The sequence below is a fragment of the Haloarcula sp. K1 genome, assembly GCF_001647155.1.
GTDB classification, from domain to species: domain Archaea; phylum Halobacteriota; class Halobacteria; order Halobacteriales; family Haloarculaceae; genus Haloarcula; species Haloarcula hispanica.
Genome location: NZ_LRHL01000045.1, coordinates 221,220 through 240,554, shown reverse-complemented (window position 1 = coordinate 240,554; position 19,335 = coordinate 221,220). Strand labels below are relative to the sequence as shown.

13 protein-coding genes and 2 pseudogenes are annotated in these 19,335 nt (G+C 54.5%); 6 read left to right on the top strand and 9 right to left on the bottom strand.

Going from position 1 to position 19,335, the window contains the following annotated elements; translation table 11 throughout:
* Positions 1-44: 44 nt before the first annotated feature.
* Both AV929_RS19505 and AV929_RS19500 read right to left on the bottom strand, forming a co-directional pair.
* Entirely contained in the window at positions 45-2,537 is a 2,493-nt protein-coding gene (locus AV929_RS19505) for an RND family transporter (RefSeq protein ID WP_014031002.1), read from the bottom strand.
* 27 nt (positions 2,538-2,564) lie between these two features.
* Positions 2,565-4,499 carry a COG1361 S-layer family protein gene (locus AV929_RS19500; protein ID WP_014031001.1) on the bottom strand — a complete coding sequence of 645 codons (1,935 nt, stop codon included), beginning with the start codon at positions 4,497-4,499 and terminating at the stop codon, positions 2,565-2,567.
* Between the two features lie 483 nt (positions 4,500-4,982).
* Here AV929_RS19500 and AV929_RS19495 point away from each other — a divergent pair, with 483 nt between their 5' ends.
* A complete protein-coding gene (locus AV929_RS19495; RefSeq protein WP_008311719.1) occupies positions 4,983-5,582 on the top strand; it encodes a TetR/AcrR family transcriptional regulator in 600 nt (199 codons plus the stop codon).
* A 28-nt stretch (positions 5,583-5,610) separates the two neighbouring features.
* On the opposite strand, the gene AV929_RS19490 is transcribed toward AV929_RS19495, so the two are convergent.
* Positions 5,611-6,081, bottom strand: a complete 471-nt coding sequence (locus AV929_RS19490; RefSeq protein WP_225308151.1) for a hypothetical protein — start codon at positions 6,079-6,081, stop codon at positions 5,611-5,613.
* Positions 6,082-6,577: 496 nt separating this feature from the next.
* Here AV929_RS19490 and AV929_RS19485 point away from each other — a divergent pair, with 496 nt between their 5' ends.
* Positions 6,578-6,934: a HalOD1 output domain-containing protein gene (locus AV929_RS19485; RefSeq protein ID WP_014030998.1), complete on the top strand. Its 357-nt coding sequence runs from the start codon at positions 6,578-6,580 to the stop codon at positions 6,932-6,934.
* A 537-nt stretch (positions 6,935-7,471) separates the two neighbouring features.
* Here the strand turns inward: AV929_RS19485 and AV929_RS19480 are convergent.
* Positions 7,472-8,716: a Cdc6/Cdc18 family protein gene (locus tag AV929_RS19480; protein ID WP_004594978.1), complete on the bottom strand. Its 1,245-nt coding sequence runs from the start codon at positions 8,714-8,716 to the stop codon at positions 7,472-7,474.
* Between the two features lie 1,102 nt (positions 8,717-9,818).
* Positions 9,819-10,412, bottom strand: a complete 594-nt coding sequence (locus tag AV929_RS19475; RefSeq protein WP_080510114.1) for a helix-turn-helix domain-containing protein — start codon at positions 10,410-10,412, stop codon at positions 9,819-9,821.
* Positions 10,413-10,564: 152 nt separating this feature from the next.
* Here AV929_RS19475 and AV929_RS19470 point away from each other — a divergent pair.
* A pseudogene (locus AV929_RS19470) lies at positions 10,565-11,259 on the top strand (NADH-quinone oxidoreductase subunit B).
* A 136-nt stretch (positions 11,260-11,395) separates the two neighbouring features.
* Here AV929_RS19470 and AV929_RS19465 read toward each other — a convergent pair.
* Positions 11,396-12,367 (bottom strand): hypothetical protein, encoded by a 972-nt coding sequence (locus AV929_RS19465; protein WP_023843024.1) that lies wholly within the window; start codon positions 12,365-12,367, stop codon positions 11,396-11,398.
* Positions 12,368-12,695: 328 nt separating this feature from the next.
* On the opposite strand from AV929_RS19465, the gene AV929_RS19460 reads away from it, so the two are divergent.
* Together AV929_RS19460 and AV929_RS19455 are read left to right on the top strand one after the other, a co-directional pair.
* Positions 12,696-13,352, top strand: coding sequence for a hypothetical protein (locus AV929_RS19460; RefSeq protein WP_014031339.1), 657 nt, complete (start codon positions 12,696-12,698; stop codon positions 13,350-13,352).
* 25 nt (positions 13,353-13,377) lie between these two features.
* Entirely contained in the window at positions 13,378-13,935 is a 558-nt protein-coding gene (locus AV929_RS19455) for a MarR family transcriptional regulator (RefSeq protein WP_044952853.1), read from the top strand.
* A 62-nt stretch (positions 13,936-13,997) separates the two neighbouring features.
* On the opposite strand, the gene AV929_RS19450 is transcribed toward AV929_RS19455, so the two are convergent.
* Positions 13,998-15,212 carry an ABC transporter substrate-binding protein gene (locus tag AV929_RS19450; RefSeq protein ID WP_014031337.1) on the bottom strand — a complete coding sequence of 405 codons (1,215 nt, stop codon included), beginning with the start codon at positions 15,210-15,212 and terminating at the stop codon, positions 13,998-14,000.
* A gap of 842 nt (positions 15,213-16,054) precedes the next feature.
* Here AV929_RS19450 and AV929_RS22700 point away from each other — a divergent pair.
* Positions 16,055-16,237, top strand: a pseudogene (locus tag AV929_RS22700) (IS5/IS1182 family transposase); the annotation flags it as partial.
* Positions 16,238-16,261: 24 nt separating this feature from the next.
* Here the strand turns inward: AV929_RS22700 and AV929_RS19445 are convergent.
* Both AV929_RS19445 and gfo6 read right to left on the bottom strand, forming a co-directional pair.
* The gene (locus AV929_RS19445) at positions 16,262-17,491 is read right to left on the bottom strand and encodes an HAD-IIA family hydrolase (RefSeq protein WP_014031335.1); all 1,230 of its coding nucleotides are present in this window, start codon (positions 17,489-17,491) and stop codon (positions 16,262-16,264) included.
* 392 nt (positions 17,492-17,883) lie between these two features.
* Positions 17,884-18,954, bottom strand: coding sequence for a D-xylose 1-dehydrogenase Gfo6 (gene gfo6 / locus AV929_RS19440; RefSeq protein WP_014031334.1), 1,071 nt, complete (start codon positions 18,952-18,954; stop codon positions 17,884-17,886).
* Positions 18,955-19,335: the final 381 nt, after the last annotated feature.

Here is a 19,335-nt window from a genome sequence, read left to right as displayed (position 1 = left end):
ATCATGTGCCACAGGTGGGCGGAAACCGAAACGAGCGGGCCGCATTAGTTCACACTCCGTGTCGAGCGCGATGAGAGCAGTGTCTCAAGCGTTCCGCGACCGTGGTCCCAGATGACGATTGACGTCGGGAGGACCAGTATGGACGCCACGAACGAATAGAGAACGCTGACTGCAATTAACAATCCAAACTGGCCCAAGATCGGGACAACCGCGAGGACGAGCACGCCGGTTCCAGATGTGGTGGTGACCATACTACCCGCCAGCGCACCACCTGTTCCCCGGACACTAATGTCGAGTGCTTCGAGCAAGCCAGTATCGCCACGGTACTCCTCCGAGAACCGATGCACGAGGTGAGCGGAGTAATCGATACCAAGCCCGATTCCGATTGATAACGTCGTTCCGGTGAGGACGTTGAACGGGATATCCAGATACCGCATTGTCGCGGCCAAGGCGGCAATAGTGAGCAGTATCGGCACGAGGTTCGCAGCGCCCAGCCCGGGACGCCGTTCAAGTAGCCAGTAGGCGAAAAACAGGAACGCTGCAGACGCGAGAATTGCGAGAGCCAGACTTATGTACGCAGATTCAGCGATTACGTCCGAGACAGCTTTCAATACCACAACACTGCCGGTTGCGGTCGCTTCCATCCGGAACTCATCCGCAACGGCTCTCGTATCATCTGTCACTTCCTGCTGACTCGCATCAGACTCGACGGAATACACGATGCGCGTTCGCGCGTAGTCATCAGTCATGTACGACTCCGCCCGGTCGCCGTACGGCGAATCATACAGCGCGTTGTAGATGGTCGGGAGATTCTGGTCGGGGACACCGTTACCGTTTTGATCGTTCTGTTCGACGAGCTGGCGGAACTCGGGTGAAGCACGCTTGTAGCGGTTAATCACCGTAAGTATGCTTGTGGTATCTGCACTCCCGCCGGCTGTAACGAAGGAGTCGGGTGGGTCCTGGTTCGCCCGGTGGATCTCCTCGAGCGCCGTTCCGTCCTGTAACGACCCTTCGACGTATATCGTTACGGTGTCACTCTCACCGCTCTCGAACGTGTCTTCAAGGTAATTTATCTGCTTCGTGACTGTGTACTCGCTCGGAGCCACAGCTTCCGGCAGAACCTCGACGTATCCGGGGTTCTCCTCCGGTGGGAGGAAGTCTTCAGTGGTGAACCGGGTATCAATCCCAGTTCCATACGCCCCCATGGCCGCCGTAGACACCAGGACGAGGGCAAAGAATATGTACGGGGCTCGGCGGGCGATTGTCACGCCGACAGTTAGCGACTTGCCGACTGCGGAGTCCTCAGAGCCGATCGGCGCGATACTGAATTCGGGGAGGTCGTATCGCACACGCTGCCGGTCCATGAAGTGCTTGAACGACGGGAGGAAGATACCGAAAATGAGGAAGGTGAATATGATCCCGACGCTGGCCACGAACCCGAGGTCACGGATCGGACCGAGCTGGCTAGTCCCGTTTGCGGCGAATCCCAGCACTGTCGTTCCTGTCACAATAAAGAACGCTGGGAGCAACTGGTCAGTTGCGGTCCGCATCGCGGGTGTTGGTTCGACGTCCTCGATCCGTTCTTCGCGGTATCGGTTCACAGCGTGAATCCCGAAGTCAATCCCGATGGCAAGGAGCAACGGCGGGACCGTGATCAGCATCTGCGTGAAGGGGATACTGGCCCATCCCATGAACCCGAATGTCCAGATAATCGCCATCGCAAGGGAGACGAGGCCAATCAGCAGATCAAACGGATCCCTGTATGCGATAATAAGGAAGAACAGAATCAGGACAACAGCGGCTGGGACGACGAGTCCCAACGAATCGGAGATAACACTGTTCAGCTCTGCGGAGATGAGTCCACTGCCGAAGACAGAGATATCACCGTCAACCGAGCTGACAATGAACTCCGCTTCCTGCTGAATGGGCGTCAGTGGTGATGACCCCTCTGTCCCAGCACTGCTTGAGACACCTGAAACCTCGTGTGTGACAGTCGTCAGTGTTGCAGATGCCGACGGCTCCTCTCGGTTTAGATCGTTGCTGAGTAGCCCTGCAACTGCCGGCTGGCGCTCAAGTGTGGTTCGGGTGGCGGACTTAATCTCCGTCTGTGAGGCCGCTTCTACGGTATCGATCTGTTCGGGCAGTGTCTCTGCGTCCGGGTTGAGCGTCTGGGCGACGGCCTGTGCGACACTCGTCGTGCCAACGACGTCCTGTGATTCGCGCTGTTCGAGCCGGTGCTGTGCTTTCAGCATGTTGAGGATAGCCGGCTTCGACAGGACGTTCTGGTCCTTCTGGATAAGCGTCGTAGAGCCAGTACCTTCGCCGAACGGTTCGCGCTCGAAGTTGTCGTTGACCTCGTCGAACGCTTCCTGTGCGGGAACGCCGTCAGTGAACTGTGATGTCCCTGAGTCGGTCGCAGTCATGCCGAAACCCGCCGACAGAACGAGCGTTGTGACGATGAACACAGCGACGACTGTCTTGTCACGGTTGACAATCCAATCGTCTAATACGTCGATGTATTTCTGATACTCTAGCATTGTGACATAGATGTTAGCTTCAGACGGTTACTGCCGCCTGTACCAGACGACGCCGCCAACAACGGCAAGGAGTCCAATGCCACCAACCAGCCACAGTGGCGTCCCACCGTCCCCGGACTGGTCCGTGACTTCTATCGGGAGACTGTAGGTATCCGAAACCCGTTTTTCGCCGTCAGGCGTCTCATACTGGAAGTCCAGATTGAGCGGATAGGTCTTGTCTAGCGCGTCGCTGCCCGCCGAGAGTTGGACTGAGACCGTTTCTGACGCTCCGGGGGCCAGTTCAGCGATGAACGTTTCATCGTCACTGCTACTGAGCGGATCATTGACGAACGCCTTCCCCTCAATGCTGGTCAGTGTTTTGTTCTTTGTGTTGGTTATTGTAAACGTAATTGACCGGTCTTGGCCCACACCGAGCGTTGAATTTTCCACTTCGATGTCGAATTCGTCCTGACTGCCAGCCACTTGTGAGCGAACTTCGAGTGTATCTGCTTCAACCCTGTCGCCGTTATCGTCGCGGTAGCTCACTCCGAAGTCAAACTGCCGAGCGCCTGCCTCCGCGCTGTTGGACACGTCAACGCCGAAGTTGAAGTTGGCCGTTTCGCCTGCATCGAGATCTCCAACAGCGTACTGTGATTCTTTTGGCGACAGTGTCGACTGCTGGCTTTCCCATGCGATGACGACGTTCTCGACGTCACGCGTTCCAGTGTTTGTGAGAGTTGCACTGAGTGAGCCGTCTTCGCCAGCCTGGAGCGACGTTTCGACGTTAGACACGTCGAAGTTCTGCTCAGGCGCAGGACTGAGGCTTAGCCGGACATCGTCATAGGTACTGGTATCGCCCTCTTGATCCTCATACTGTACGTTAGCCGACAGCGCGTAGCTTCGGTCCTCGGCATCAGGACTCGCTGTTGTATCGACGCGAACAGTCCGAACTGCTCCGGGTTCCCATTCCCCCACATAGGCGGTTGTTGAGGAGCTCTTTCCAAACGTTATATCCGCGTTCTCTGAGACAAACGTAACAGAGGAGTCATTCACGGTCAACGGGCCTGTGTTGCGGAGTTGAACCTCGTACGTTCCCGTGTTACTAACGGCGACAGAACTGCTTGAATTGACGACCGAGAACTGCTGTTCCGGGTCAGGTGTGACTGCGACGGACTGTCCCACGGATTGTGTCCGGAGGCCATCCTCGTTATCAAATGCAACCGACAGCTCAAATCCGTACGACTCCGGTTCCGCGGCTTCGGCAGAACTCACACGGTAGTTGAACGTCCGGACTTCTCCCGGTTCCCACTCATCAACGAATCGTGAGGTGGCATCGCCGCCACTGACAGCGAGGTCCTGATTCTGTGATTGGAGCGTTACCGCGGCATCCCGTGCGGCGCTATCTCCGGTATTTTCGACGCTAACTGCCACCGTACCTGTTGAGGCAACGCGTGCATTGGAGTCAATATCAGTCACATTGAAGGTGGCATCATCGGTGACGTCGATTTCAATATCAACGGTGCGAGTTTTTCTGTCTTCGTCTCGTGCCCCTGTTCCCTCGGAAATGTAGCTTGTATGCTTATAGTTTAGTCTCAGTTGTGCGTCGTACGTACCGGAACTAGCGTCTTCGTCCACGCTGATCTCGAACGGCACTGTCGTCTTCGGCCCCGCCTGTAGCGTGCCGAGGCTTCGTTTCGAATTTTTCACTGAAATGGGTGCGTCACCAGAACCGAGTGACACAGTAAGCCCCTTTGCCGTTGTTACCTCGTTGTTCAACGCCGGATTTCGAGTGGAGCCACTATCGAGTTCCCCGCTGTTGACCAGTGAAATTTCTATGGTCTTTTGTTCACCCGGAGCGACGGTATCATCTTCAAGCGTTGCCGCAATATCGGGGCTCCCAACGACCGCAGCGGTTGCCGTTCCGCTGGTGACGGTAATCCCGATTACAGCCAGAAGTAGCAGTTTATACTTTGTAGAGGCCATGTTACTTGAGGATTTGTTCAAACCGTGTCTCGTTGCTAGCGACACTCCATCTCGGAATTCTTCGTTTGTGAGTAGCCATTTGGTGGTGTTGACTAAACGTTCAATCACATATAGTGCTTTCGTATCTTTCGGGGCCAGAGGGAAAACTGGTGTTCAGTCAAAGCCACCATTACCTCGCCATCCACCGATGTCAACACAGGGTCTACAGATCTTATGGGGTGTTAGAAGGTGAGGCAGCGGAGGAATGTATGTACGAGTACAGTGAGCTTGAGGACAGTCCAGTGCGCTCCGTTGAGACAGCGGACCACAATACGCTTAAGGTTATTGAATATATAGTCAATCATATAGTTATCTACAACCGTACCCGTTACTCAGTTCAATGATAGAAAATACAACCCAGATTGGTCTAGTACTCTACAGAGAGTGGTGAAACCGTGAGCCATTTGAACCGTAGTAGACAAGCAGGAAACGGTCGACGTAAAGATGACTAACGAGATATCCTTTTTCCAGAACCCGGATGGAACCCGCGAGGAGATACTTGAAGCTACATTCTATGCGTTACGTCAGCACGGGTACGCGGATCTTACTATTTCAAAGATAGGTGACGAGTTTGGGAAGAGCCAATCGCTCATATACCATCATTACGACAATAAGGACGAGTTGTTGGTAGACCTCCTAGATTATATGCTGGAACAGGTCGAGAATCAGGTCCCACTGCCCAACCAGTCCCCTGAAGAGTATATCGAGATAATCGTTGACGAAATATTTGGCACCAGCAGCAACAGTGATGTCGAGTTTTCGCAGGCTGTAATTGAACTGCGAGCGCAAGCGGCACACGACGACGATTACAATCGCCTCTTTCGCAGAAGTGATGACTTTATTCGAAAACAAATCGCCCGTGTCATCCGGGCGGGTGTTGATGCAGGCGCATTTGATGTCGAAGACCCATCTCAGACAGCCGCGCTGTTCCACACGGTTTTAGTCGGCATTCAGGCGGAACGGATTACCAGTGACGAGGAGACTATCGACGATGTGAGAGCCGAATTTCGGCGGTATGTCGAGAACTGTTTACTTTCTGAATAGCCGGTCAAAGTCAGGTCCTGCTGAGCGATTAGCTGCCCCCGTCAGCCGTCATGCCGCCGCCGGGCATCGACTGGCAGTCTCCTTCGGGTTTCCGGATCGGCTCGACCGAACCCCACGAGTGGAAGTCCCACCGCATTGACTCGGCTTCGATGCGTCGCGGGTACCCGGAGTCCGCGAGGATGTAGTATGTGACCGGCTCCTGAGAGCCGTCCTGAGAGAGTTCATACACCAACACTTCCTCGCCATCGATGGTATCCCGGCCGACCGGCGTGATGTCTGGGTTTTCCTCCGGCTGGTCGGAGAACTGACCCGGATCAACCTCGTCACGGTCCATCCCCTGTTGCATCGTTCCCCGGAGACACTGCCCTCCAGTAACGGTGTACGTGCTGTTCCCGATACGGTACATTTCCATCTGTTGTCCCTGCTGGTCAAACGACCAGTACATATCCCCTTGATAGAAACGACCAGTCATCTCGACGGTCTGCCCTCCGGACTGCATTGTAGCTGTCATCGCGTACGATTCTGGGAACCGCGTGACCTGTCCGAACTGTGCTGACCTGTCGTCGGCTCCGCTGACCGCCGATGTATCCGTACCGGTTGTCTCACCGGGTTCAGGCGACGGTTCGGCTCCGCCGCCACTCTCTGTTTCATCTGATCCACTATTTTGCTCGCCGCTGCAACCGGCGAGTACGATCAATCCCGAACACATGGCTCCGAGTAACTTCCGTCTGGGTAGTTGATGCATGGGGGCGGATATCCTCAACGGGCAGATACTACCGACCAGTTCATGACAATTGTTATCATATATGTCTCACTCTGATCACGAATGGATTCATTGAGTGTGTATAGACTGATAAATGCAGTGTAATATAGCTATACCGTATAGCTCAGCAAAATGGCTATTAGCGCATTCAAGATTGGATTGAAGAGAGTAGTTATTATGCCCGAATATTCATACATGTATTATATGTACGTTCCAGTTGTTTACTAGGTGGATGACTGACGACAGCCAGAGCGATGAGGCTGATGGGGATGAGGGACTATTTGTGGGAGCGAACGGCACTCTAACTGAAGTTCAGTACGATCCAACCAGCGACCAGGAGCTTGCTACGGTCATTGTTCAGGCCGTTGCCGATCAGTCGGGAACAGAACCATATCGTGAGTCGCCGTTGCACGACTACATCGATGTCGATGCCATTGAGACACTACTATTCGGTACACAGCCAGACCAGTCAATCGGCTCAGCGAGCCAGAACATCACCTTTCGATACCGCAACATTATCGTCACAGTTCGCGCTGACGGTGTGATCCAGCTGTCGGCCGCTGACGCCAGCCGTGCAAGAAAGAACTAATCGCGAGGGTACAGGACATCTCGTCTGGGTTGGTAGCCTCCTTGCATATGCACTCCACTGTCGATATATCCCAAAAGGTCCACCGCCTGAATTGCATACTTCTTACCACCGGAGGCCCAGACCACGACAGTCTACAATAATCGGTCCGATTGGGCTGTGCCGGGAGGGGATTACGAGATAGGTTAAATGAGAGATTCGTTCCCAGTGATGGACGAGAGAGTCCCCGATTTTCGAACAAGCTATCGTTTGACCCGGAAAACTAGTATCCAGTATGGCTCTCCTGAAAGAGGGGGGTAGCTGCAAACATATTCTACAAATTTGATTCTCAAAAGATATATCGGTAGCTTCCGCGGTAGTGATTATGGCATCAAAGGTAGCGTCGGTACCATTAGACACCACCGTGTCCGTAGTTCTACACGCTCTTGAAGTGAAGATAGAAGCTTCCAATCACCGGCGGCAACACCACCATGTCCGCTGTTCTATCTCCTGAAAACCGCTACGTATCAATCGGTTTCGACACCACCATGTCCGCCGTTCCTAAGTGGACTGGAAGTCCGAAAGCGTCGCTTCGCTATCAACGAGGTTAGTGACGGATTTGTGGATTCCAACATCGTCGACAGTCTTCTCAAGCGCTGCGAGAATCATCTCCGGGTCCATTTCGAGAGAGTACTCGCGATAGGTTCCCCCACGTCGTCCCTCGTTCCGCTCGATTGCCGAGATGATACCTAACATCGACAGCTCGCCGAGGTGATCACGCATCCGGCGTGGGACAAGCGGATCGATCCCTGCCTTTTCGGCGAAGTTCGTGTATCGAGGTCTGATATCCCGTGTCCGGGCCGGCGTCTTCCCTTCCTGGTCGAGCGTAACCATTGCGTACACGACCAGATGACCGTGTTGGGTCAGTCCCGAAATACCTTCCTGAATCCGGCCACGTTCCAGAACGTCGCGGGCCTCTCTAACAAGATCTTCCGAAATCGTATCCGTATCCTTGTCGCGGGCCAGGTCGCCCGTTTTCATGAGCAAGTCGAGGGACTGCCGCGCGTCACCGGCGTCTTTCGCTCCGTACGCAGCGCACAGCTCGATGACGCCGTCTTCGAGGACGCCGTCGTGAAACGCTACATCAGCGCGCTGTTGCAGGATCTGGATCAGCTCCTTCGCGTCGTATGCGGGGAACTGGATCTCCTCTTCACAGAGTGAACTCTTGACTTTCGGGGAGAGGTCATCGCGAAAAGAGAAATCGTTCGAGATACCGATGATACCGATCTTCGCTGAACTTAGGTTGTCGTTCGCTCGCGCACGCGGGAGTTGGTAAAGAATACTATCGTCTTCGATGTGGTCGACTTCGTCGAGCACGATGTAGATCGTCCCGCCACAGGAGTCGAGTTCGGTCCACAGCATGTCATACACCGTTGCACGAGGATACCCTGTCGTACTGATCTGGCTCGTTTCGTCCCTGAATTCGTTGACGAGTCGGGTCGCGATTTGATAACTACTGGAGAGGCCATCACAGTTTAGCATCTTTACCGTGAGATCGATATCCTCGTATTTCGCTGCGTCTTCTTCGAGATGGTCAATTAGATACCGCGTACCAGCAGTCTTGCCGACCCCCGTTTTACCGTACAAGAAGATGTTGTTGGGCTGTTCACCGTTGATTACGGGTTGGAGAGCCGCTCGATACCGGTTTAGTTCAGTGTCACGCCCGACGAGGTTCTCAGGCTGATAGTCTTCCCGGAGGGCATCCCGGTCCAAGTAGATCTCGGTGTCGCGTTCGAACATCCCCATAGTCGTTGCCTGATGTATTGGAAGGAACATACATAAAACCACCCCTGTCCGCAGTGTCCGGAGTGTCCGCTGTTCTATTGCTTATAAAAGAATGGCGGGACCCTCCCACCCCACTATGTCCGCAGTAACTAGAAAACGGTAGGTGGGGGTAACTCAGAAAAACTATTCATTAAGGAAAAGTTTATAATACTATGCTGAGAGCTAGACCGTAGTGCAGTTTAATAGCTATAGAGAAAGACGCTATAGCAATACTTGACGCTATCTCTAGTCTAGATAAGATTTGGGTAGTATCTAGACACAATCTAGTTGAGACTAAGTAAAATCTAAACTGTCTAGATTCTATCTAGATGAAGTTCAGATAGTATCCAGGCTGTTCTAAATTGACTACCCTTCGAATCAAATGAGGCTGTTTCCTTCCCCCCTCCCTCTCTTTTGAAGAACAGCGGACAAAGTGGGGTGGGAGTGTTCTCTCCCATTCCTCGCCTAATTTACGGTCTTCAGACTCTCTGTGGCCAATTTATAGCGCTTCTATTGTTCAAGCACACACCGCCGTGTCCGCTGTTCTCGTGTCCACCCCCACTAGAACAGCGGACATCGTGGTGTGGCCCAGGCGAAGCAACACCACAATGTCCGCAGTAATCGGCGCATGATTTCTCAACTGTCCCAATAGAACAGCGGACATCGTGGTGTCTATTCACGATTATGCACCAGACCTCCCCGTCAGACGCCACAATGTCCGCAGTAATATGGGTTTAGAATACCTCTAACGAAGTGTTACTGCAGACACTGTGGTGTTCTCTGTTTCATCCTGCCCGCTCAACGATTCGGGTTCTGCTTCTGGTCCGGGATTCACTGTTCGCGCCGCATTGGTCACGTTAGTCGTCGCAGCGCTCCTGCCCATCTGCCGCGACAGTTACTGTACTCAACCGATCACTGAATACTACTTGCCCACGTTCAGCGACAGCCCAGTCTGCCAGCTATCGCGATAACCAACAATCCACCCGCTGGGTTCTGCTGTTCCCTTCCATCTTGTTCTGCTGTTTCCTCCTATTCGAGCGGTTCAAACACAGTCGTGGTGCATCGATACCTTCTACGCTAGCTGTCATCTGAATACGCGTTCAACAAGCCGTGCCTGCGCCTTTCTGAGATGATTCGATGCGGTACTCGGAGCACAACCGAGCTCCTCGGCGACGTCCTTGACGCTCCCATTTCGCGGGACGTCGTAGTAACCGACTTCCCGTCCTGCGGCGAGTGCTTCGCGCTGACGTGAAGTGAGGCCGATGGCGAATGTTCCAGGGCTGGCATCGTATTCGCCGATCTTCTGGACGTTTACCGTGATTCCGTCGGGAAGTGCATCCCGGACCTGTTCGAGAGTGGCGGGTTCGCCGACGACATCGAACAACACGACTCCGTGCGGTCGGTAGGCAACCGGTGGGACCACCATTAGCGTCGGCTGTTCGAACGCCGCGTAGAACTGTCGTGATTGTTCAGTCTCCCGGCCACGGACGAACGCGTAGAACGCCTGGTCTCGAACGGGTGTAATATCGTAGCTTTCCATGGTTTCGACCGCAGAAAGCGCCGATTCGTAGGGTTCGCGATCGCCGACGATATAAAACAACGTATAGGCAATCTCGTCCTCGACCCCGACTTTCCACGTAACGAGCCACTCGCGTTTGATTGCGTCGCTTTCGGTCATAAAGCGGTGCATCGGACGCTGATACTCCGGTGCATACTGGATCTCTAAGCGGAGATATCTCACGGACGAGCCCTGGTGGCGGCTCCCACATAAAGACACTAGTGTGTACGACAGTTTGCGTATCCGCTCCCACTATCTATCCGTAGCTGTTCATGAGCAGTGATCGGCGGAATGTGGACGACGCACAGTCTGATGAACGGATATGCTGTGGTAGAAACACGGATGCCCGATTTAATTCTACACTTCGGGAGGTGCTTGGTTCGTCCCCGTTCATCCTGACCAAATTCGACGCGTTCATGAACTGGGTCCGGGGGTCCTCGATGTTTGTGCTGCAGTTCGGCATCGCCTGTTGTACCATCGAGATGATGGGCACTCTCGCTACGAAACACGACCTCGACCGCTTTGCTGCCGGAGTCCCTCGGGCATCACCGCGGCAGGCAGATCTGATTATCGTCCCGGGGACCATCGTTTCGAAGTTCGCGCCGCGGATGAAGCGCGTGTACGACCAGATGCCCGAGCCGAAGTTCGTCGTCTCGATGGGGTCGTGTACTATTTCCGGTGGGCCGTTTCAGGAAGGATACAACGTCATCAAAGGTGCGGAGCAAGTCATTCCGGTTGACATTCACGTCCCGGGGTGTCCGCCCCGCCCCGCCCCGAAGCGCTGATCTACGGCGTCGCCAAGCTGCAGGAGCGCATCGCCGAGGGCGAGTCCTCGCCGGTGACGGTCAAGCCGTACGAACTGGAGCAGTTTGACGACCTCGAACGGGACGAACTCGTGGACAAACTCGCCAGCAAGATCGACGAGGACGACCTCGTCATGCGATACGACTGGACTGGCTCGACCTGACCTACTGCGTCGTTACGGGGACTTGACCGTACGATTCGGACTACGTACCTGAGGTGGGGCTTCGGCCCCGATGTAATTGCCGCTCCGGTTCGATGTGGCTGAAACCCAATAGTGTCTTGGAAGACCAGTTCGGATTTTACGACGCAGCTTCAGTGTAGTTCACTTCGAACGATGTCGTTTCATTCTCACCGTGGTTACCGACTGTCACCGAATCAGTACCGTCAATCCGCTCAACTGCGACCCTCGTCCAGGTACGCTCGACGGTTTCCGATTCGAGATCGATTCGAACGACGACCGTGCGACCGCCGCCTGGCCGTGTGAGTTCGAGTTTGACCTGGCTGTCGTCTGTTGCTTCGACGACGGTCGCGTCCAGCGTGTCCGGATCGTCGAACTCCGTCTGGATGGCGTAGCTGGTGCGTTCGTTCGATTCGATGAGCCGGTCGATGGAGTCCCGTTCGCTTTCGTTGAGAGCGCCGATCGTATCTGTAATGTTCAGATTGAGGCCTTCGAGCTCCGAGTGGCTCGAACGGACAGCTACCGACTGACTGTTGAGGGCGACTTCACCTTCGACAGCTGGGAGGCAATTGTCCACGGGACGGGCGTGGATGCCGACGGTGTCTAACGGTTCGTCCCGGGCGACCGTCTCGTAGTACTGGTTGACCTGAACTTCGATGTGATCGTACGCGCCGAGCCCCGCGTATCCTGATATTTCCTTCCAGACCAGTGACGCGAACTGCTCGCGGCCGATTTCGTCGAACGGCTCGCCGCTGTGCTGTTCGACAAGTGTCACGGTGACACCGCGGACCTGTATGTCAGTCCGAGTTCGGTTCGGGGTGTCAATACGGAACCCGCCACCACAGGTCCGGTCGCCCTGATCGAACGTGACCGTGCCACTATCGTTGGAAACCGTTGTCACCTCGAACGCCGTCGAATTCGTAACTGTGATGCTACCGGTAGTTTCATTGGATTCGGTCTCAGAGGGGGACGATTCGGATGGGGCATTTCCGGCACTCCCATCGGCTACGACGGCTGCGCCGCTGGCAGTGAGCAGGAGGGCCGATACCGCAACCGCGTACGCTGCGAGTCGGTAGTCACGATGCATCTGCATCACTTCGTTGGCGGGGAAGTTTTCGTTTCATTGTCTTGGGGGTGATCGGACAGGACGCACGAGCGCGGTCGGTAGCACAGTACAGTAAAGCCGGGCCCGTAGCGGCGGGCCGAGTTCGCAGTGGCGGGCCGAGCATATGCTGTGGGCCGGTGTGCTCGCTGTGAGTGCTGGCCCGATCACGGCATCAGGAAGTTATACGAAAACCATTGTAAACCCCCGTTGGAAACGGGAGTGAAACGGATCTGAAACGCGTTTCAGAGATTGTTCCATTCGTTTCAGTTTACTGAAAACCAGCACTTTCATACGAAAACGTCCGGTCACGACGGACATGGAGTCGGTTAGACGGTCCCGTCTGGTGTTGGTCCTCTCGCTCACCGTCCTCAGTGTGAGTATCGCCGTCTTCGCAACCGCGACTGGTATCGCCGCCACGGCGACAGCTGATACCGGATACGAGTTCGCTATTGAAGACGATGCACTCGTCGAAACGAGCGGCAGAACTACTGAGGTTCTGATATCGGATATCGGAACTGTCAACCATATCGAGATTACGAATATCAACCGGAGCCCCGTTGTGCGGGCCACACCATGGGAACCGCCCGAACTGTCCCGCTCAAAGCAAGCGCGAGCCAAGCGGATTATCACGACGGACGGGTCGGTCGCCGATACCGTTGCATCACCGGCCGACGCAGTGTACACGATGCGGCCGGTTCCACGCGGGGTAGCTAGCGAGAGAGCCGCGGTCGTCGGTGCAGATCCGACAGCGCAGTGGCACGATCTCACCGCAGTCAACGAGTCCACCTTCACCGTTCGGAACGGCACGACTGCAGGGGTCGTCGTCATTGAACGGACGGAGCAGCGACTGAGTGATCGCCGTGTACTGGTTGTCGTTGAACCGATTGATCGGGAAACCCGATACAGTGTCGTCGTCGATATCCGAAACGAGAGGATAGATGCGTTCGTCCGACTCCGTGGGGTACCGGAGTAGTCCGGATACATCGCTGGTCTCAACAATGATCGAAAACACCCTCCAACGTAGCGAGGTCGTCGCGGCAGGCGTCTTCGTCATCTCGACCGCCCTGATGCTTTTGCTGGCCGGCCATCTCATCACGCCGGCAGTAGCCACAGTCACAATCGGCGAGACCACTGTCCAATCAGGATCTCCGGGGCCGTCCATCCGAACAGTCGATATCGCCGTACTCACAGTGGCTGCGTTCGCCTCCGGTGCGAGTGCCGTGGCGTTGTTCCGTGTCGATCGGGGTGCATCGGGGTCTACTATGGACTCGCCGGACACTCGATCGCCGGACGCTGACCATGACCACGCACCGACAGCGGGCCTACTCGAAGCCCGTCGGCAGGAATGGGAAGAGACTGCGAGTCGCCTCGCGAGCAACGAACGGATCGTGTATGAGATCATGCTTGATGCCGATGGGGTCCTTCCACAGAGCGAAATCGTCGATCGAACGGAGTTCTCGAAGGCGACTGTCAGCCGGACCCTCGATACGCTCGAAGCCAAGAACCTCATCGAACGGAAGCGGCGCGGCGTCGGCAACGTCATCATCCTGTCGTGAATCCCACACTGATCGGGCGATTTGCTCCATTCGGGCGACAGCGTTGCTGAAACCAGCCGAAGCTATCCGTCCGTAACGATCTGGGCAACGCGGTCGCGGCTGAAAAGCTGCTCATCCGATGGAATCTCTGGATAGTGATCCCCGTTCTCGTAGGGTGGCCACTCGCCAAAGATATCCGGGTAGAGCTGTTTCGCGGTCATTTCGATCTGGAAAAGATTCATGATCGGGCCGTGGTATCGCATTCCGTGTGCGTATACGCGGTCGTCTTTGACCGCTGCGAGTTCTTTTCCAACGCTGTGTGACGCGAGCCTCTCGCGGACATCGTCCATGTCGTAGCGCGGTGTCATCCCCCAGAGATGGAGGATTACGTCAGGGTCCGCGTCCAGCATCGTTTCATAGCCGACCGAACCCCAGAGACCGTCCCACGTTTCGTCCCCGAAGGCGTCGTTGGCTGCGAGCGGACGCGTGTCCGCGAGCCAGAACCCCGGTCGGTTCAGGTGATACGTCCAGAATTGGCCGTCGCCAAGTGTAACCCGAACCGCGGTCGGTCGATCTTCTTCGGGTGGAAGCTCCGTCTGGATGGTCTCGATGAGTTCTTGATGAACGGCTCTGAGTTGCTCGTAACGCTTTCGTTCCTGAAACACGGTGGCGACACGACCGAACAGCTCCCACAGCGTGTAATAATGGTAGTTCTCACTGTAGGGTTCTTGCGGGTCACCGTGTGTTCCGCTGTAGAAATTCCCGAAAAAGGGGCCGACATTGTCGACAATTTCCTCGATATCGCCCATATCCCAGTTCTCCTGGGTAATCGCCCATGCGGGGTCAAGGAAGTGAACGTCGCTACCGAGGCTGTAGAAGAACTCCTTGCTAAAATTATCGTAGGGGTTCGGAAGGTCCTCCCACTCAAAAGAGACACCAGAGAGCCGTTCGTAGTAGTGGTTCATCGATGGCCCAGCCATCTCTGGAACGAACATCGAATTGACCGCGTCACCGTGGTTAAGCGCGACTAACATATCTGCATACTGATTGTACATCGTGAAGACCTTCTCCGGTACGGAGTCGAACTCGACCTCTCCGACAGGAGAAAGCGAGGCAACGTAGGAGCCGTCATCTGACGGGGTTGATGTGCCCGTTTCCTTGTCACTCGCTGTTGCTGTACTGGGCGGTTCCCCACCGTTACTGGAGCAGCCGGCTACGATTGACGTGCCGAGCAGCAGACCACCGCCGGAGAGGTAGTCTCGTCTGGTGAGACTACCTGTACCGTCTGTCTCGTCCATGTTTTAGGTTGGCCTAATGTGACGTATATGGCTTTCGGATTAACCAGTGTACTTCGCTTGCAGGACGAAGGACTGACCACTCTATCACCGCCGTGAATCTCGACCAACTTTGTTCTATGACAGATTCTTCGGAGTTGTCTGTGAATCTCACCTATATGATACAATTGACTATAGATATACTACTATACACTCACAGTTGGTCGAATATGACAAGTATGAATGTACCGGTAATATATTTAGACACCGAAACCGAGATTGTAACTCAGGAAACTCGGTCTTATCTCTGAGATCAATATACAAGTGTGAAAACGTACTTCTACGACTATATTGTTCTACATTGTGGCTGATATCTCTTGGATAATAACACGTACTCAATTTTAATCCGGATATGATATCCGCGACATCCAATCAGATAGTTGCTATTCAAAACACGATTTTTTGATACCAGCGGCCGCTGAGAGCCTGTCGAGTTCGCCGGCGTCAAATAATAACACCTGTACGGATGTTATAACACCTACTTGCTTCAGCTCTGAGGCACAGCCATTTTAAGTGATACCTGGTGCGATACACTGTAAATCTTCGCACGACTATCATCTAATATGATTTCTAGTTCCGGATTGGGTAGCGGAGGGCAGGGATCTATCGGAACTTCGACCGGCTACAGACGGTGACCGCTGAGGAAGGTATGATTGAGACGATCCCGGAAGAACTTCTGGAGCCCCACGTTGGGCCAGTGAACAAACACCGAGAGTTCTCCCCGCTATAGTAACAATTGAAACGATGTACACACTGATCGCACTGCTGTCGTGCGATCAGGAGTGCATTGATTTTCAATGGCTACTATAGATATGGCGCGTACCGCTCGCCATGACGACGATACCGATCATCGACGGTCACTCGTCGAGGCTGTGGTTTTCTCGCTCAAGCAGCGGTACGGCGACACGCTTCGGACACGGACGTGGTTCGCCCAGATCCGTGAACTCGTTCTGAGAGCGACTCTGAGAAATATCGAACTTGCTCCGTAACTTCAGTCGGTACAGCCTGTGAATTTATCGAATTGCAGGTGAGCCATCTGCGTCATTTGCATCGGCTATCCACTGCGGTTGCATCGGAAGGATATCCGACGGTAAATCGTTCATGTCGAAGAATCCGACCTCGAGGGCTTCATCTTCGTCGGCCTCGGGTGTACCCCCCTCGATGGAACACCGAAAGCAATTGGTGACGAAGTGAACTGCCTTGCCTGAGGGATACGAAAACACTTGCTGTTCCGGGTGTGAATAGACGCCTATCAGCCGCTCAACCGCTATTTGCAGTCCCGTTTCCTCGTCAACCTCCCGTGTGACAGCGTCCCCGACTGGTTCGCACCGTTCGACCGTGCCCGTCGGGAGCGCCCACTGCTCTTTGTCGGCGCGTTTCAGCAACAGCACCTCATCTGCGTCATTCACTACGACAGCAGCGACGCCCGGACGTATCTCATCCGGCCACGAATAGGGTGGTGCCTCCCATGTGTCGGTTGTGTCTGTGAAGAGGTGTGCAAGCGACGAGATCGTCAAATCTGGTTGCTGAAGATCACGAGCAGATGCGGCAGTCGGTTTGTCCTCGGCCACCAGAATCCCGGTGAGCCCCGCACGGTGGGCGCCGAGAATGTCCGTGGCAGGATTATCGCCAATCGCGGCCGCTTGCACGTCGTCAGCCAGCCCGTCGAGAGCCATCTCGAACATAAGCGGCTCGGGTTTGCCAACGACCGTTGGCTCTGTTCCCGCCGCAGCTTCGACTGCTCGGACAATGGCCCCGGCCCCGGGTACAGGCCCGTCTGGGGTCGGGAACGACCCATCCGGGTTCGTCCCCACGAACGTCGCTCCCCGCTGGATGTGTCTCGCCGCCCGCTGGATGTCTTGATATGACGTCTTCTCGTCCGCGCCGACGACCATCGCATTTGGATCGTCGTCCGTGATCTCGATGCCTTCTTCTTGGAGTTCGATTTCCAGCCCTCCGCTACCGACAACAGCAGCGGTGGTCATATCCTGTTGGGAGAGGTAGTGGGCGGTCGCCCAGCCTGACGTGATGATCTCGCCTTTTTCCGCGTCGATCCCCAGCTTGCGAAGCCTGTTCGCGATCGTCTCACGCTGAAAGCGTGGGTCGTTCGTCAGGAATCGCAGTTCCTTGTCCCGCTCATCAAGACGATTCACCGACTCGACCGCCTCCGGTAGGGCCTCGTCCCCGAGATACACTACCCCGTCGAGGTCAAGCAAGAACGCGTCGAATTGTTCAGAAATCATACCGTCTTGTAGCACCATCAGCCACTTGTATCCTTTTGTCGGGGTGTATATGTAATTTAACTGAGTGGCTGATTTATAGCGTCATTAACGAAACGAACTCGCTGTTACTCTGCGTCTAGACAAAGCCGACCAGTTCAAATGTGGTTTCGTCACGTCTACCCAAACAAATCAATCGGACGGCTGATAGCATTTGCCGCCGTTGATCATTGATCACCCAATACAGTGAGTGTAAAACCAATGTCAGGGTCGCTTCTGTTCACTGATCTTGAGTATTATACTGCGATCACGCTGTACTCCGTTTTGACTGGGATAACGCGATAGCCGTGATCGTCACATGAATAAATCTAAGACAATCTGACAGCGATGGGGCCAGCTAAATTCGAACGAATCAGTTACAATTTGACGACGTCGCCGCTCTCCGCGGCTTTGTGAATTGCCCGGATGATTCGCATATCCTGGAGGCCGTGGCGGCCGTCCGGGCCAATGTCAGTACCAGTCAAAACACGGTCAGCGAAGTAATCGAACTCCTCCCGCATTTCGTCCTCCGCGTCAAAACTCTCGTGTTCGACAGTTACTGTCGTCTCGTTTCGGGACAGGTGGAGTTTTGCTTTCCCATGGAACGCTGGACGGAGTTCGATCTGTCCGTCCGTCCCAGTTATTTTCAGTTGCGTATCACTGTGAGCGTTCTGGCTATCAGTCGTGACCATTTTGATACCGTCTTCCAGCGCTAGCAAGGCCCCGGAGCGCTCATCAGGTACGTCGACGAAGGCCTCCCCATGAGAATCCATCTGTGACTGCACTGCCAGTGGTTCCCTGTCGAGCAGAAACCGAGTCGTGTTGATCGAGTAAATCCCCAAATCCATCACTGAGGTGCCATAACCTGAGAGTTCCGGATCGAGCCGCCACTGGTCCGTGTCCGGATTCATCTCGAGCAGCGGCTGACTATTGTTTCCGTATACGGATACTGGCTCACCGATGAATCCGTCTTCGATGAGTTCTTTTGCACGCCTAACAGCGGGGTCAGTCTGCATCCGGTAGGCAATCATCAACGGCACAGCGGCGTCCGCACAGACCTCAACCATTTTCTGAGCCCGTTCGACTGTTGCCTCCATCGGTTTCTCGCACAGGATCGCTTTGTCTAACTCTGCGGCTGTCTCGGCGTATTCCAGATGCAAGGCGTTCGGTGTCCCGATGTAGATGGCATCAAACCTGTCGGCTGCATCCCCGTCGTGGAACTCCTCGTAACTGATCCCGTGGTCCACACCGTTCTCGTCGGCGAGACGTTTCGCTTTCTCCGAAGAACTGCTGACGAGCGTTGTAACTTCACCCAGATCAGAATCCTGAATCGCGGGAAGTGCTAGGTCGATTGTCCACCAGCCAAGTCCTAACAGCGCGTATCGAACCGTTCCGTCCGTGGTGGTTTGCCAGTCACGCTCGTTATACGTATCAATCCAGTCTTTCATACAAATATGTTTTAAACCTTGACGCTAAAAACTTCGGTTTCTGAACACGCAAACACCATGCTGGTGGGTGGGGTGACGTCGCCGGAGTATGTCACTGTACTATGCTGTAATCTTGTTACTACTGGCTCTCTTCTTCAGCTATTGCTATTATACTCTTTCTCACTATGGAAAAAATAGAAAGATATTACTGCTCAAACGCACTCGTTCAAACAGTTAATACGGTATTATGTGGGTAGGTGTATCCTAATGGATATGAATCCGCCAGAATTACCCGCAAATTGTCCACTCTATGAAGGTATTATATAATCATAACTTAGAAATTAAGTTAGGCTGATATTTGTATGTACTATTTGAAACACTGCGAAGGTTTAAATCCCCTGG

Coding starts and splice junctions, on each gene's coding strand:
- AV929_RS19485 (WP_014030998.1), top strand. CDS start 6,578: ATGACTGACGACAGCCAGAGCGATGAGGCTGATGGGGATGAGGGACTA.
- AV929_RS19460 (WP_014031339.1), top strand. CDS start 12,696: ATGGAGTCGGTTAGACGGTCCCGTCTGGTGTTGGTCCTCTCGCTCACC.
- AV929_RS19450 (WP_014031337.1), bottom strand. CDS start 15,212: ATGGACGAGACAGACGGTACAGGTAGTCTCACCAGACGAGACTACCTC.
- gfo6 (WP_014031334.1), bottom strand. CDS start 18,954: ATGAAAGACTGGATTGATACGTATAACGAGCGTGACTGGCAAACCACC.
- AV929_RS19495 (WP_008311719.1), top strand. CDS start 4,983: ATGACTAACGAGATATCCTTTTTCCAGAACCCGGATGGAACCCGCGAG.
- AV929_RS19445 (WP_014031335.1), bottom strand. CDS start 17,491: ATGATTTCTGAACAATTCGACGCGTTCTTGCTTGACCTCGACGGGGTA.
- AV929_RS19480 (WP_004594978.1), bottom strand. CDS start 8,716: ATGGGGATGTTCGAACGCGACACCGAGATCTACTTGGACCGGGATGCC.
- AV929_RS19465 (WP_023843024.1), bottom strand. CDS start 12,367: ATGCAGATGCATCGTGACTACCGACTCGCAGCGTACGCGGTTGCGGTA.
- AV929_RS19455 (WP_044952853.1), top strand. CDS start 13,378: ATGATCGAAAACACCCTCCAACGTAGCGAGGTCGTCGCGGCAGGCGTC.
- AV929_RS19505 (WP_014031002.1), bottom strand. CDS start 2,537: ATGCTAGAGTATCAGAAATACATCGACGTATTAGACGATTGGATTGTC.
- AV929_RS19475 (WP_080510114.1), bottom strand. CDS start 10,412: ATGACCGAAAGCGACGCAATCAAACGCGAGTGGCTCGTTACGTGGAAA.
- AV929_RS19500 (WP_014031001.1), bottom strand. CDS start 4,499: ATGGCCTCTACAAAGTATAAACTGCTACTTCTGGCTGTAATCGGGATT.
- AV929_RS19490 (WP_225308151.1), bottom strand. CDS start 6,081: ATGCAGTCCGGAGGGCAGACCGTCGAGATGACTGGTCGTTTCTATCAA.